The 13,347-nt window shown below is 68.3% G+C and carries 13 protein-coding genes; 3 read left to right on the top strand and 10 right to left on the bottom strand.

All coding sequences use genetic code 11. The annotated features are described in order from the left end of the window. Window positions 1–458: 458 nt before the first annotated feature. The 3 genes from NYP07_RS07200 (at window position 459) to NYP07_RS07210 (ending at window position 5,401) form a co-directional block, all read left to right on the top strand. Complete coding sequence (locus tag NYP07_RS07200; protein ID WP_268148881.1) at window positions 459–3,362, top strand: ribonucleoside-diphosphate reductase subunit alpha; 2,904 nt, start codon at window positions 459–461, stop codon at window positions 3,360–3,362. 157 nt (window positions 3,363–3,519) lie between these two features. Beyond that, window positions 3,520–4,713 (top strand): ribonucleotide-diphosphate reductase subunit beta, encoded by a 1,194-nt coding sequence (locus tag NYP07_RS07205; RefSeq protein ID WP_268148882.1) that lies wholly within the window; start codon window positions 3,520–3,522, stop codon window positions 4,711–4,713. A gap of 208 nt (window positions 4,714–4,921) precedes the next feature. Then, window positions 4,922–5,401, top strand: coding sequence for a histone (locus tag NYP07_RS07210; protein ID WP_268148884.1), 480 nt, complete (start codon window positions 4,922–4,924; stop codon window positions 5,399–5,401). Window positions 5,402–5,510: 109 nt separating this feature from the next. Here the strand turns inward: NYP07_RS07210 and NYP07_RS07215 are convergent, their stop codons facing one another. The 10 genes from NYP07_RS07215 to NYP07_RS07260 form a co-directional block, all read right to left on the bottom strand. Continuing rightward, entirely contained in the window at window positions 5,511–6,467 is a 957-nt protein-coding gene (locus NYP07_RS07215; RefSeq protein ID WP_268148886.1) for a zinc-ribbon and DUF3426 domain-containing protein, read from the bottom strand. After that, complete coding sequence (prmA, locus tag NYP07_RS07220; RefSeq protein ID WP_268149031.1) at window positions 6,464–7,351, bottom strand: 50S ribosomal protein L11 methyltransferase; 888 nt, start codon at window positions 7,349–7,351, stop codon at window positions 6,464–6,466. The genes NYP07_RS07215 and prmA overlap by 4 nt, the downstream gene beginning before the upstream one ends. 39 nt (window positions 7,352–7,390) lie before the next feature. After that, window positions 7,391–8,740, bottom strand: coding sequence for an acetyl-CoA carboxylase biotin carboxylase subunit (accC, locus tag NYP07_RS07225; protein ID WP_268148887.1), 1,350 nt, complete (start codon window positions 8,738–8,740; stop codon window positions 7,391–7,393). Window positions 8,741–8,753: 13 nt separating this feature from the next. After that, on the bottom strand, window positions 8,754–9,215 hold the full coding sequence (accB, locus tag NYP07_RS07230) for an acetyl-CoA carboxylase biotin carboxyl carrier protein (protein WP_268148889.1): 462 nt from the start codon (window positions 9,213–9,215) through the stop codon (window positions 8,754–8,756). 56 nt (window positions 9,216–9,271) lie between these two features. Continuing rightward, on the bottom strand, window positions 9,272–9,721 hold the full coding sequence (aroQ, locus tag NYP07_RS07235; RefSeq protein WP_268148891.1) for a type II 3-dehydroquinate dehydratase: 450 nt from the start codon (window positions 9,719–9,721) through the stop codon (window positions 9,272–9,274). 138 nt (window positions 9,722–9,859) lie between these two features. Further along, entirely contained in the window at window positions 9,860–10,378 is a 519-nt protein-coding gene (locus NYP07_RS07240; protein ID WP_268148893.1) for a TlpA disulfide reductase family protein, read from the bottom strand. Next, a complete protein-coding gene (locus NYP07_RS07245; protein WP_268148895.1) occupies window positions 10,375–10,974 on the bottom strand; it encodes a hypothetical protein in 600 nt (199 codons plus the stop codon). Before NYP07_RS07245 ends, NYP07_RS07240 begins: the two co-directional genes overlap by 4 nt. After that, window positions 10,971–11,684, bottom strand: a complete 714-nt coding sequence (gene mtgA / locus NYP07_RS07250) for a monofunctional biosynthetic peptidoglycan transglycosylase (RefSeq protein WP_268149033.1) — start codon at window positions 11,682–11,684, stop codon at window positions 10,971–10,973. Before mtgA ends, NYP07_RS07245 begins: the two co-directional genes overlap by 4 nt. After that, window positions 11,684–12,499 (bottom strand): shikimate dehydrogenase, encoded by an 816-nt coding sequence (aroE, locus tag NYP07_RS07255; RefSeq protein ID WP_268148897.1) that lies wholly within the window; start codon window positions 12,497–12,499, stop codon window positions 11,684–11,686. The genes mtgA and aroE overlap by 1 nt, the downstream gene beginning before the upstream one ends. Continuing rightward, window positions 12,496–13,347 carry a cell envelope integrity TolA family protein gene (locus NYP07_RS07260; protein ID WP_268148899.1) on the bottom strand — a complete coding sequence of 284 codons (852 nt, stop codon included), beginning with the start codon at window positions 13,345–13,347 and terminating at the stop codon, window positions 12,496–12,498. The genes aroE and NYP07_RS07260 overlap by 4 nt, the downstream gene beginning before the upstream one ends.

Raw genomic sequence — 13,347 nt, forward strand, 5'->3', positions numbered from 1 at the left:
GCGCGGCCGTCGCGGGCGCTCGCGAGCGAGCAGCGGCGCGGCCTGGCGCGGGGTTTCGGCCTGCGTGCCCAATGCCCATGCGGGTTGCGCGGTGCGAGGCCCGTGTTGATCGGGGCGGCGCGCGCGTAACACCGTCTTCCAGCGCGTGGCGGGGCCTGGGTTTCACACTATCCCTAGTGCTTGAGAGGGTGGGTTGCCACATATATAGTGTCCTCTCGTGCTATCCTTCTGCCCCAGTCGATCCCCCATGACCATCTCCCCGGACGCACTGTTTGACGTGGCTTGCCGCCAGAGATGTCATACCAGACGACGCACCGGGGAAGCGCGCCGCGCAGCCGGCCGAGTCATGGCCCGGCAGGGACGAAACACCCCGTCTGAAGCCCCCCACGATGCGATGGCCCGCCGCCCCCGGGTCGGTGCCGCGCATCGCTTTGCAGTTTTTCGATAAAGGATTCCCCATGCAGCAAGCCGTCTCCGGTCAGGCCTCCGCCTCCGCCGCACCGGTCGCGTTTGAATCCGACGCGCCCGCCGCCGCTCAGGCCTCCATGCCGTCGAGCTACCAGGCCTACCAGATCATTCGCCGCAACGGCGCCGTGGTCTCGTTCGAGCCGAGCAAGATCGCCGTGGCGCTGATGAAGGCCTTCCTGGCCGTGCACGGCACCAGCGGCGCGGCCTCGGCCAGCGTGCGCGAGACGGTGGAGCAGCTGACCCAGAACGTCGTGCGCGCGCTGCTGCGTTCGCGCCCGAGCGGCGGCACCTTCCACATCGAGGACGTGCAGGACCAGGTCGAACTGGGCCTGATGCGCAGCAGCAACCACGAAGTCGCCCGCGCCTACGTGCTCTACCGCGAGCGCCGCGCGCAGGAGCGCGCTGCGCAGGGCGAGGCCGCCCGCGCCGCCGAGCCGCAGCTGATGGTCGTCGACCGTGGCGAGCGCCGCCCGCTGGACCTGGGCGCGCTGAAGGCCCTGATCGCCTCGGCCTGCGAGAACCTCGGCGCCGACGTGAAGCCCGAGCCCGTGCTGGCCGAGACCCAGCGCAACCTCTATGACGGCGTGCCCATCGACGAGGTCTACAAGGCGGCCATCCTGGCCGCGCGCACGCTGATCGAGAAAGACCCCGGCTACAGCCGCGCCACGGCCCGCCTGCTGCTGCACACGATCCGCCGCGAGATCGTCGGCGGCGAAGTCACGCAGGCCGAGATGCAGGCGCGCTACGCCGACTACTTCCCCGGCTACATCAAGAAGGGCATCCAGGCCGAGCTGCTGGACGAGAAGCTCGGCCAGTACGACCTCGCCCGCCTGGGTGCCGCGCTGAAGGCCGAGCGCGACCTGCAGTTCGACTACCTCGGCCTGCAGACCCTGTACGACCGCTACTTCCTGCACATCGCCGATGAGCGCATCGAGATGCCGCAGGCCTTCTTCATGCGCGTGGCCATGGGCCTGGCGCTGAACGAGATCGACCGCGAGGCCCGCGCCATCGAGTTCTACGAGGTGCTGTCGAGCTTCGACTTCATGTCCAGCACGCCGACGCTGTTCAACAGCGGCACGCGCCGCTCGCAGCTCTCGTCCTGCTACCTGACCACCGTGGCCGACGACCTGGACGGCATCTACGAGGCGCTGAAGGAAAACGCGCTGCTGAGCAAGTTCGCCGGCGGCCTGGGCAACGACTGGACGCCCGTGCGCGCGCTGGGCTCCTACATCAAGGGCACCAACGGCAAGAGCCAGGGCGTCGTGCCCTTCCTGAAGGTTGTCAACGACACGGCCGTGGCCGTGAACCAGGGCGGCAAGCGCAAGGGCGCCGTCTGCGCCTACCTGGAGTCCTGGCACCTGGACATCGAAGAGTTCCTGGAGCTGCGCAAGAACACCGGCGACGACCGCCGCCGCACCCACGACATGAACACGGCGAACTGGATTCCCGACCTGTTCATGAAGCGCGTCATCGAGGGCGGCGACTGGACGCTGTTCAGCCCGTCGACCTGCCCGGACCTGCACGACAAGTTCGGCAAGGCCTTCGAGGAAGCCTATGTCGGCTACGAGCAGAAGGCCGACCGCGGCGAGCTCAAGCTCTTCAAGCGCATGCCGGCCAAGGACCTGTGGCGCAAGATGCTGTCGATGCTGTTCGAGACGGGCCACCCCTGGATCACCTTCAAGGACGCCTGCAATGTGCGCAGCCCGCAGCAGCATGTCGGCGTCGTGCACTCGTCCAACCTCTGCACCGAGATCACGCTGAACACCAACGACAGCGAGATCGCCGTCTGCAACCTCGGCTCGGTCAACCTGGCCCAGCACCTGAAGGACGGCGCGATCGACCAGGCCAAGCTGAAGAAGACCGTGCGCACGGCCATGCGCATGCTCGACAACGTCATCGACATCAACTACTACGCGGTCAAGAAGGCGCGCGACTCCAACCTGCGCCATCGCCCGGTGGGGTTGGGCATCATGGGCTTCCAGGACGCGCTCTACCAGCTGCGCACGCCCTACGCCAGCCAAGCCGCCGTCGAGTTCGCCGACCGCTCGATGGAAGCCGTCTGCTACCACGCCTACTGGGCGTCGACCGAGCTGGCCGAGGAGCGTGGCCGCTATTCGTCCTACAAGGGCTCGCTGTGGGACCGCGGCATCCTGCCGATCGACTCGCTGGACCTGCTGGCCGAGGCCCGTGGCGGCTACGTGGACGTGGACCGTTCGACCTCGATGGACTGGGACGCGCTGCGCGCCCGCATCGCCGCTCACGGCATGCGCAACAGCAACTGCGTCGCCATCGCACCGACGGCCACCATCTCCAACATCATCGGCGTCGACGCGTCCATCGAGCCCTGCTTCGGCAACCTGTCGGTCAAGTCCAATCTGTCGGGCGAGTTCACCGTCATCAACGAATCCCTCGTGCGCGACCTGAAGCGCCTAAGCCTGTGGGACGACGTGATGGTCATGGACCTCAAGCACTTCGACGGCTCGCTGCGCCGCATCGACCGCGTGCCCGACGACATCAAGGCGCTGTACGCGACCGCCTTCGAGGTCGACACCGTGTGGCTGATCGAGGCCGGCGCGCGCCGCCAGAAGTGGATCGACCAGGCGCAGAGCCTGAACATCTACATGGCCGGCGCATCGGGCAAGAAACTGGACGAGACCTACAAGCTCGCCTGGCAGCGCGGCCTGAAGACGACCTACTACCTGCGCACCATCAGCGCGACGCAGGCCGAGAAGAGCACGGTCACGCGCTCCGGCCAGCTCAATGCGGTGTCGTCCAGCGCCGCGCCGGTGATGGCCGCGCCCGCCGCGCCGGTCGCTGCCGTCGAGCCCGAACTGCCGGCGACGGACATGAAGTTCTGCGCGATCGACGACCCCGGCTGCGAGGCCTGCCAGTAATCGAAGCGGCATCGCCAACTTGTATATACAAGTTGGCGATGCATGTTTTCGATGCCCACGCGCAACAAAGATTGCGCGAATGACGCAAATAGCAGTGGCTGGTCCTTGTTGATTTGCGCCAGCACTGCGGATAATTCGGAGCGATAGGAAGCACACCATGCTGGATTGGGACGAAGACCTGAAGTCCACTGATACCCCCGCCGCGAAACCCTTCGCGGCCATGCCTTCGGCGACAGCGTCGCGTGAAGCAGCCAGCATCTCGATGCCTGCTCCCCAACTGTCCGGCGAGTCCACCACTTCCGCGCGCCGCGGCAATGTCGAGCACACGACTGCCCGTCGTGTGCGGGCCGCCGACAAGCGCATCATCAACGGCCAGACCGACGTCAACCAGCTGGTGCCGTTCAAGTACAAGTGGGCCTGGGAGAAGTACCTCGCCACCTGCGCCAACCACTGGATGCCGCAGGAAGTGAACATGAGCCGCGACATCGCGCTCTGGAAGGATCCCAACGGCCTGACGGACGACGAGCGCCGCATCATCAAGCGCAACCTCGGCTTCTTCGTCACCGCCGACTCGCTGGCCGCCAACAACATCGTGCTGGGCACCTACCGCCACATCACGGCGCCCGAGTGCCGCCAGTTCCTGCTGCGCCAGGCCTTCGAGGAGGCCATCCACACCCACGCCTACCAGTACATCGTCGAGAGCCTGGGCCTGGACGAGAGCGAGATCTTCAACGCCTACAACGAAGTCCAGTCCATCCGCGACAAGGACGAGTTCCTGATCCCGTTCATCGACGCGATCATGGATCCCAACTTCGTCACCGGCACGCTGCAGGCCGACCAGACGCTGCTGAAGAGCCTGATCGTCTTCGCCTGCCTGATGGAAGGCCTGTTCTTCTACGTCGGCTTCACGCAGATCCTCGCGATGGGCCGCCAGAACAAGATGACCGGCGCGGCCGAGCAGTACCAGTACATCCTGCGCGACGAGTCCATGCACTGCAATTTCGGCATCGACCTGATCAACCAGATCAAGCTCGAGAACCCGCAGCTGTGGACGGCCGAGTTCAAGGCCTCAATCCGGGCACTGTTCCAGAAGGCCGTCGAGCTGGAATACCGCTACGCCGAGGACACCATGCCGCGCGGCGTGCTGGGCCTCAACGCCTCGATGTTCAAGGGCTATCTGCGCTTCATCGCCAACCGCCGTGCGGTGCAGATCGGCCTCGAAGCCCTGTTCCCGAACGAAGAAAACCCCTTCCCGTGGATGTCCGAGATGATCGACTTGAAGAAGGAACGCAACTTCTTCGAGACCCGCGTCATCGAGTACCAATCGGGCGGGGCCCTGAGCTGGGACTGAACCCCAGCCACAACCCGATCAAGACCTGGCCAATGCAGTCACCGAGCGAAACCCGCATCAGCACCCTCGAGGTGGCGGGGCTGCATGGCGATCCCATTCACCGTACCGAGGCGTTCCTCCTGAGCGACTCTCGGACGGTGAATAGCCGTATCCGCACGGACCGGTCCGTGCGGGACGGTGTCTTTTCCACTTGATCAAGGAGAAAACCATGGCAACTGCGAAGAAAGCTCCGGCCAAGAAGGTCGCCGCGACCCCGGTGAAGAAGGCCGCCGCCAAGAAGGCAGCCCCGGCGAAGAAGGCCGCTCCGGCCAAGAAGGCCGCCGCCACGCCGGTGAAGAAGGCCGCCGCCAAGAAGGCAGCCCCGGCGAAGAAGGCCGCTCCGGCCAAGAAGGCAGCGCCCGCCAAGAAGGCCGCCGCCACGCCGGTGAAGAAGGCCGCTGCCAAGAAGGTCGCCGCGCCCAAGAAGGCTGCTGCTCCCAAGAAGGCCGCCGCTCCGAAGAAGGCGGCCGCCAAGCCTGCTGCCAAGCCCGCCGCGAAGCCTGCCGCAAAGAAGGCTGCTGCTCCGAAGAAGGCCGCCGCCAAGCCTGCCCCTGCGGCCAAGCCTGCCGCTGCTGCGCCCGCCCCCGCGGCCAAGACCGCGCTGAGCCCGCAAGCCGCCTGGCCCTTCCCCACCGGCAACAAGCCCTAAGCGTTTGTTCGAGCGGGCGGTTCGCCGCCCGCTTCACGCATCCGCGAAACCCGGCCCGCTTCGGCGGCGCCGGGTTTTTTCTTGGGCGAGCGCCTGACTGCGCTCGCTTCTAGGGGTAGAAGATGTTGACGCTGTAGCCGCTGACGCGCTGGCTGCCGGTGCTGAAGTTGAAGGACAGCGCCTGCTCGGACTCGGCGTTGACCTGCCTGAGCGCCGGGCTCAGCGCTTCCGGCCCGAGCACGCGGCGCGAGAGCGGGGTGCCGCCGGCGTCGGTCAAGCTGAGCTCTATCCACGGCGCCGCCACGTCCACGCCGGTCTTGTTGCGCAGCGACAGGTTGAGCCGGTAGCCGCTGCCGCCGATGGGGTTCAGCGACGTCGAATCGATGCTGAGGGCCTCGATGCGCCGCCACGGCTTCACGTCGCAGCCAAAGGCGGCGCACAGGCTCTGCAGCGGCCCGCGCATCGGCGGGTGCAGGGCCGCGATGGCGTCGCGGAAGTGCAGCGTGGCCTGCAGGGCCAACAGGGCCGCCAGCAGCAGCGATACCAGGGCAAGGGCGACGCGCATCCCCGGGCGATTCCAGCGCGCGCTGCTCTCGGCGCGGCGCATGAACTCGGGCATGGCGGTGCCGGGCGGCGCGGTCGCGGGCTCGGCGGCCATGGGCGCCGGCGCCTCGGCGGCGGGGGCCGGCGCCTGGCCGGCAGACGCTTCGACCCAGCGCGGCTCCTGTCGTGCCACTTCGGCGGGCCAGCCGGTGGGCAGCGCGTCGGTGCGCGGCTCGGGTTCGGGGGGCGGCATCCAGTCCGACTCGAACGCCGGTGCCGGTGGCGGGGGCGACGGCGGCTGAGTGGGAGGCGGTGGTGGTGGCGGTTCGACGGTCGCCGTCGGCGCGGCAAAGGCGGCGGGCCAGCCCGGCGGCGTGTCGCGCTCGATGTCGAACAGCAGTTCGCGGGCGTCGAAGATCTCGGCGCAGCGGCCGCAGCGCACCCAGCCGTCGGAGACGCGCAACTGGTCCTCGACGACCCTGAAGATCGTGCCGCAGGCGGTGCAACGCGTCGCGAGGCTCATGCGGCGCGTTGGGCGGTCATGAGGATCCAGCCGTCTTCTTCATCGCCGACGTCGAGCGCCAGCCAGGGCGCGTAGGCCGCCTTCAGTTCGGCGGCTTGGCGTTCCAGGATGCCGGCCAGGATCAGGCGGCCGCCCGGTGCGACGTGGGCGCTCAGCAGCGGCGCCAGCAGCTTCAGCGGCGTGGCCAGGATGTTGGCGATGACCAGCGGGTATTCGCCCCGGGCCAGTTCGGGCAGGCCGGGCTTGAGCGTGACGCCGTTGGCCGCCGCGTTGTCGCGCGACGAGGTCACGGCGGCCGGGTCGATGTCGACCGCGTCGATGTCCTGCGCCCCGTGCAGCGCCGCGCCGATGGCGAGGATGCCGGAGCCGCAGCCGTAGTCCAGCACGCGCGGCCATTCCTGCGCGTTCTTCGCGATCCAGCGCAGGCACATGCGCGTGGTCGGGTGGGTGCCGGTACCGAAGGCCAGGCCCGGGTCCAGGCGCATGACACGCCTGGCCTGCGGCGGCGCCTCGTGCCAGCTCGGCACGATCCAGAACTCGGGCGTGATCTCGACCGGCGCGAACTGGCTCTGCGTGAGCCTCACCCAGTCCTGCTCGGGCACGGCCTGGATGGCCTGCACATGCACGTCGGCGGCCCAGTCCTGGGCCAGGATCAGCGTGGCGGCCTCGGTGGCCTCGGGCTCGCCGGGGAAGAGGGCCTTGACGACCGAGCGCTCCCAGCCGGCCTTGGGGGCCGGCATGCCGGGCTCGCCGAAGAGGGCGTGCTCGGCCTCGGTGTCGGCGTCGGCGTCCTCGACGGAGACGGCGAGGGCGTCGATCTCCATCAGCGCGTCGCTGACGGTCTCGACGTCTGCCTCGCGGCAGACGAGGGCAAGTTCAAACAGATGACTCATGCCCCGTATTGTCCCGCGACGCGACAGGGGTCAGCGCTTGTGCGCCGCCATCCAGCCTTCGAGGTAGTGGATGGACGTGCCGCCCTCGATGAACTTGGCGTCCGCCATCAGCTCGCGGTGCAGCGGGATGTTGGTCTGGATGCCTTCGACGACCGTCTCGCTCAGCGCGATGCGCATGCGGGCCAGTGCCTGCTCGCGCGTGTCGCCGTGCACGATGATCTTACCGATCATGGAGTCGTAGTTGGGCGGCACGAAGTAGTTCGTGTAGGCATGCGAGTCCACGCGCACGCCGGGGCCGCCGGGCGCGTGCCACATCGTGATGCGGCCGGGCGAGGGCGTGAACTTGACCGGGTCTTCCGCATTGATGCGGCATTCGATGGCGTGGCCCTTGAGCTCGATCTGGCGCTGCGTGAACGGCAGCTTCTCGCCGGCGGCAATTTTGATCTGCTGCTGCACGATGTCGATGCCGGTGACCAGCTCGGTGACCGGATGCTCGACCTGCACGCGCGTGTTCATCTCGATGAAGTAGAACTCGCCGTTCTCGTACAGGAACTCGAAGGTGCCGGCGCCGCGGTAGCCCATCTTCTTGCAGGCGGCGGCGCAGCGCTCGCCGACCTTCTCGATCGTGCGGCGCGGGATGCCGGGGGCGGGCGCCTCCTCGATGATCTTCTGGTGGCGGCGCTGCATCGAGCAGTCGCGCTCGCCCAGCCAGACGGCGTTCTTGAAGGTGTCGGCCAGGATCTGGATCTCCACATGGCGCGGGTTCTCGAGGAACTTCTCCATGTAGACCTCGGGGTTGCCGAAGGCGGCACCCGCCTCGGCACGCGTGGTCTGCACCGCGTGCACCAGGGCCGCCTCGGTGTGCACGACGCGCATGCCGCGGCCGCCACCGCCGCCGGCCGCCTTGATGATGACCGGGTAGCCGACGGTGCGGGCGATGCGGATGATCTCCTTCGGGTCTTCGGGCAGTGCACCCTCGGAGCCCGGCACGCAGGGCACGCCGGCGCGGATCATGGCCTGCTTGGCCGAGACCTTGTCGCCCATCATGCGGATGGATTCGGGCGTCGGGCCGATGAAGGTGAAGCCGCTGCGCTCGACGCGCTCGGCGAAGTCGGCGTTCTCGCTGAGGAAGCCGTAGCCGGGGTGGATGGCCTCGGCGTCGGTCACCTCGGCCGTCGCGATGATGGCCGGCATGCTGAGATAGCTCTGGGCCGACGGCGCGGGGCCGATGCAGACGGCCTCGTCGGCCAGGCGCACGTACTTGGCGTCGCGATCGGCCTCGGAGTAGACGACGACGGACTTGATGCCGAGTTCACGGCACGCTCGCTGGATGCGCAGGGCGATTTCGCCTCGATTGGCGATCAGGACTTTCTTGAACATCGAGAGGCCTCGCTCACTCGATGACGAACAGCGGCTGACCGAATTCGACGGCCTGGCCGTTCTCGGCCAGGATCTTCGTGATCGTGCCGGACTTGTCGGCCTCGATCTCGTTCATGATCTTCATCGCCTCGATGATGCAGATGGCCTCGCCTTCCTTGACCTGCTGGCCGATGTCGGCGAACGGCTTGGCGTTCGGGCTGGAGGCGCGATAGAAGGTGCCGACCATGGGCGACTTGACGACATGGCCGGTCTCCACCGGCGCGGCGGGTGCAGCGGCGGCGGCCACCGGGGCGGCTGCGGCGGCGGTGACGACCGGCATCGCGGGCGCGGCGGCATAGACCGGCTGCACCGCGATGGCGGCGGCCGGGTCGGACTTGACGATGCGGACCTTGCCGTCGGCCTCGGTGATTTCCAGTTCGGAGATGTTCGATTCCGAGACCAGGTCGATCAGGGTTTTGAGCTTGCGCAGGTCCATGGACGCTCCAGGCTGTTGTTGTTTTGGGGAAAGGAAAAAAGGAAGGCCGGTACCGTTCAGGCGCCGGCCGCTCCCAACGATTCGAGGGCGTGGCGCAGCGCGAGGCGGTAGCCGTTCGCGCCGAGGCCGCAGATGACGCCGACCGCCAGCTCGCTCACATGGCTGTGATGGCGGAAGGCCTCGCGGCGGTGGATGTTCGACAGATGGACTTCGATGAAGGGCAGGGCCACGGCCGCCAGCGCGTCGCGGATGGCGACGCTGGTGTGGGTGTAGGCGGCCGGGTTGATGATGATGAACTGCGTGCCGTCGCTGCGCGCGGCCTGGATGCGGTCGACCAGGGCACCCTCGTGGTTGCTCTGGAAGCAGCTCAGCGTGGCGCCGGCATCGTGGGCGATCTTGCCGAGTTCGGCGTCGATTTGGGCGAGGGTCTGCGCGCCATAGACCCCAGGCTCGCGGCTGCCGAGCAGGTTGAGGTTGGGGCCGTGCAGGACGAGAACTTGCATCAAACAGGTGGCTGCGGGCCGGACGCGAGGGTCTAGAGAGCCGCCACTAAATTGAGGAAGGGCGAACTTTACGCGTTTTGGCGCCGATTTCCCGCCGGATAGGGAAATTCTCGGGGTCACGCTGCTTTGCAGCGCAGATGCCTAATTTTTGGCCAGCTGGCGCAGCTCTTCAAGCCGGCTGACGCCCAGTCGCCGCCAGCTGATCTCGCCAGTTTCGTCGAAGACGACGGAAAAGGGCAGTCCGCCGGCCGGGTTGCCGAGCTCGCGCACCAGGCCCAGGCCTTCCGGGCCGGCCAGCGCGATGAGGAAGTCCAGCGGGGTCTTCTTCAGGAAGGCGTTCACTGGCTCCGCCTGGTCAACGGCCAGGCCCAGCACCTGCCAGCCTTTGGACTTGGCCTCCAGATAGAACTGGTTGATCTCCGGCAGCTCCTTCACGCAGGGCGGGCACCAGGTCGCCCAGAAATTCACCAGCAGCGGCTGGCCGCGCAAGCGTGCGACGTCGAGTTGACCGCCGTTCGGGCCGGGGAAAAGTTGGCTCCAGAAAGCCTGGGCGGCAGGAGAGGGTGAGTTGTTCAGCTTGCGCCAAGCTAAAGAGGTACCCAGGGCCGCCGCGCCCATGCCGGCGCCGGCCAGGATCAGGCGACGGGTGATGGGGTTCATGGTTCGGGAGCGTCCAGCAGGGTTTGCAGCGCGGCCAGGTCGCCGCGCTCGGTCAGGCCGCGGGCGTCGGGCTTCAGCGCGCCGCGCAGGTCGTCGAAGTCCAGGATGGTCAGGCAGAGTGTGACGCGTTCGCCGAGGGCCGGGCAGGGCGCGTCCAGGATGAGCATGTCCACGGCCCGGCCTTTGCCGGCCGTCGTCTCGGCCACGTCGAAGTTCAGGCCGCGGTTGAGCAGCGCGATCTCTGCGGCCTTGCTGTCGTCGCAGTAGAGCTGCAGGTGGACGTTGGATAGGCGCGTGGCCGTGCCGCGCCAGACGGCGCCGGTCAGGTGGGGGCGGAACTCGGCGAGCCGCGCCATCCACTGCGCCGCCAGTTCGCGCAGCGCGCGTAGCTCGGCCGGCTGGGTGTCGGCGTGGAAGATGGCGATGTGCTCGCGCACGGCGTCCTCGACCGCGTCGTTGCCGGGCAGGGCGGCGCGCGGCAGGCCCAGGTCGCGCGCGGCGCGCTGCTTGGCGGGGCCCCAGTCCATGCCCTCGTCGACGATGAGGCGGGCGGCCATTGCTGCGATTTCAGCGGCGATTTCGTCGGGCGCACTCATGGCAGTTCCGCGCTGTTCATCCGCCCGGCGATGACGCCGGCGCGGCCCATCACATAGGCCGAGGCGGGTTGGCGCTCGAAGCGCTTGGGCGCCGGCAGCATGACGGCCAGCCGTGCGCCCTCGAAGGCGCCCAGCCTTGCCGCATCGGTGTGGAAGTAGTGCCGCGCGGCGGCCTGGGCGCCGAACAGACCCTCGCCCCACTCGACGCTGTTCAGGTAGATCTCGAGGATGCGGCGCTTGTCGAGCAGCCCCTCCAGCATCAGCGTGATGACGAGCTCCTGGCCCTTGCGCAGCAGCGTGCGCTCGCCGGACAGGAAGAGATTCTTGGCCAGCTGCTGCGTGATCGTCGAGCCGCCGACGACCTTGGCCACGCCCTTGCCCCGGGCCTCGACGCGAGCCTGCGCCTTCTCGTTTTTCTTCCAGGCGCCCTTGAGGGCGTCCCAGTCGACGCCGCCGTGCAGGGCGAAGCCGTCGTCCTCGCTGGCGATGACGGCCCGCTTGAGCGTTGCGGGCAGTTGGGCGTCGTCCACCCACTGCTGGCTCCAGGCGACCTGGTGCTTCTCGGCCAGCAGGCGCACGATCTCGCTGCGCTGGAAGCTGGTGGACTGCGGCGCGACGAAGCGCATCAACAGGATGCGGCCGGCGAACCAGAACTGCAGGCAGAGCAGGGCGAGCGCCAGCACGGCGAGCAGGCGGCCGAGGTGGCGGATCACAGCGAAGCCCTCAGCGCGGCCAGCACCGGCGCCGTGTCGGGCCGCACGCCGCGCCAGGAGAAGAAGGCCTCGGCCGCCTGCTCCACCAACATGCCCAGGCCGTCACGCGGCTCCGCGCCATGGGCCGCGGCCCAGTCGAGAAAGCCCTGAGCCTTGGGGCCGTACATCATGTCCAGAGCCAGGCTGCCGGGCTTGAGCACGCGGGAATCCACCGGCGAGGCTGCGCCGGCCAGGCTGGTGCTGGTCGCATTGATGACGACGTCTTGCTCAGCGGGAGCGTCGGCCAGGGCCGCCGCGCGCAGCGGCACGCCCAGGTGGGCGTGGCTCGCGGCCAGAGCCTCGGCCTTGTCGACGCTGCGGTTCACGATGGTGACGTTGGCCGGCTTCGCGGCGATCAGGCTGCCCAGCACGCCCGCGCCCGCGCCACCCGCGCCGATCAGTAGCACCCGCAGCCCGGCCAGCGGCCGGCCGGCATTGCGCTGGATGTCGTTGATGAGGCCGGCGCCGTCGGTGTTGTCGCCCGTCCAGCCCGCTGCGTCGAAGCGCATCGTGTTGACCGCACCGGCCAGCTGCGCGCGCTCGCTGTGCATGGCGGCGAGCCGGAAGGCCTCGAACTTGAAAGGCACGGTGATGTTGCAGCCGCTCGCACCCGCGGCGGCAAAGGCGCGCAGCGTGGCCTCGAAGCCGTCCAGCGGCGCCAGCAGGCGCTCGTAGCTCAGGTCCTGGTCGGTCTGCTCGGCAAACATCGCGTGGATGGCCGGCGAGCGGCTGTGTTCCACCGGGTTGCCGACGACCGCATATCTATCTGTCATTGCTCTCCCGTCAAGGTTGTTTCCAGCCCCTCGTCGCGCGTGAACTTGAAGCGCGACGTGATGACCAGCACCTCGGCGCCGCGCAGCATCTCCTGGCTGAAGTTGCCGAAGGGCGACGCGGCCTGCACGATGGCGATGGCGCGGCGGTCCAGCGTCGGGTTGCCGCTGGAGGCCACGATCTCGGTCTCGATGACGCGCCCCCTCTGGTCGATGTGGATGTTCATCGTCAGCTCGCCGTAGAGCTTCTTGCCGCGGTATTCGGGGAAGTCGCGCGTGCCGCGCTCCTCGATGCGGCGGCGCAGGCCGTCGTAGTACTGGGCGTAGACGACCTCGCGCGTGGCGGGGCTGATGTAGCGCTTGCGCGGCCGGGCGCTCTCGTCGTTGACGCGCTTCTCGATCTCGGCGAGCAGGTCGACGAGCTGGCGGCGCTTCTCGGCCTGGGCGCGCTCGTTCGCATCGGTTTTTTCGCGCCGCGGGTCGGGCGGCGGCAGCAGCGCCAGCTCGCGGCGCACCTGGGCGAGCAACTGCTGCTGCTGCTCCTGCAGCTGGGCGATCTGCGTGTGCTGTACCTCGGCCGCGTCGCCCAACTCGCTGCGGCGGGCCGGTGGCAGAGGCGACGTGGCCCGGCCTGTCTCCATATTGCCGCCGCCCGCGAGGTTGGCCTGCGCCAGCGCCGCGGCCTTGGCCGGCGCCTCGCTGGAGCGGGTGTTGACGAGCACCACCTCCAGCGGCGTGTCCTGGAACACGCGGTTGAAGGAGTCAGGCGAGCCGACGCGCCAGGCCAGCAGCACGCCGTGCACGCCGAGCGAGCACGCGAGAGCGATCTGCAGCGTGCTCGGCTTGCGCAT

This window comes from Pelomonas aquatica (assembly GCF_026712205.1).
In the GTDB taxonomy this organism is placed as follows: domain Bacteria; phylum Pseudomonadota; class Gammaproteobacteria; order Burkholderiales; family Burkholderiaceae_C; genus Pelomonas; species Pelomonas aquatica.

Excerpts from the sequence above, each read along its gene's own strand:
- NYP07_RS07200 (WP_268148881.1), top strand. The coding sequence starts at position 459 with ATGCAGCAAGCCGTCTCCGGTCAGGCCTCCGCCTCCGCCGCACCGGTC.
- NYP07_RS07205 (WP_268148882.1), top strand. The coding sequence starts at position 3,520 with ATGCTGGATTGGGACGAAGACCTGAAGTCCACTGATACCCCCGCCGCG.
- NYP07_RS07210 (WP_268148884.1), top strand. The coding sequence starts at position 4,922 with ATGGCAACTGCGAAGAAAGCTCCGGCCAAGAAGGTCGCCGCGACCCCG.
- NYP07_RS07215 (WP_268148886.1), bottom strand. The coding sequence starts at position 6,467 with ATGAGCCTCGCGACGCGTTGCACCGCCTGCGGCACGATCTTCAGGGTC.
- accC (WP_268148887.1), bottom strand. The coding sequence starts at position 8,740 with ATGTTCAAGAAAGTCCTGATCGCCAATCGAGGCGAAATCGCCCTGCGC.
- accB (WP_268148889.1), bottom strand. The coding sequence starts at position 9,215 with ATGGACCTGCGCAAGCTCAAAACCCTGATCGACCTGGTCTCGGAATCG.
- NYP07_RS07240 (WP_268148893.1), bottom strand. The coding sequence starts at position 10,378 with ATGAACCCCATCACCCGTCGCCTGATCCTGGCCGGCGCCGGCATGGGC.
- NYP07_RS07245 (WP_268148895.1), bottom strand. The coding sequence starts at position 10,974 with ATGAGTGCGCCCGACGAAATCGCCGCTGAAATCGCAGCAATGGCCGCC.
- aroE (WP_268148897.1), bottom strand. The coding sequence starts at position 12,499 with ATGACAGATAGATATGCGGTCGTCGGCAACCCGGTGGAACACAGCCGC.
- NYP07_RS07260 (WP_268148899.1), bottom strand. The coding sequence starts at position 13,347 with ATGCGCAAGCCGAGCACGCTGCAGATCGCTCTCGCGTGCTCGCTCGGC.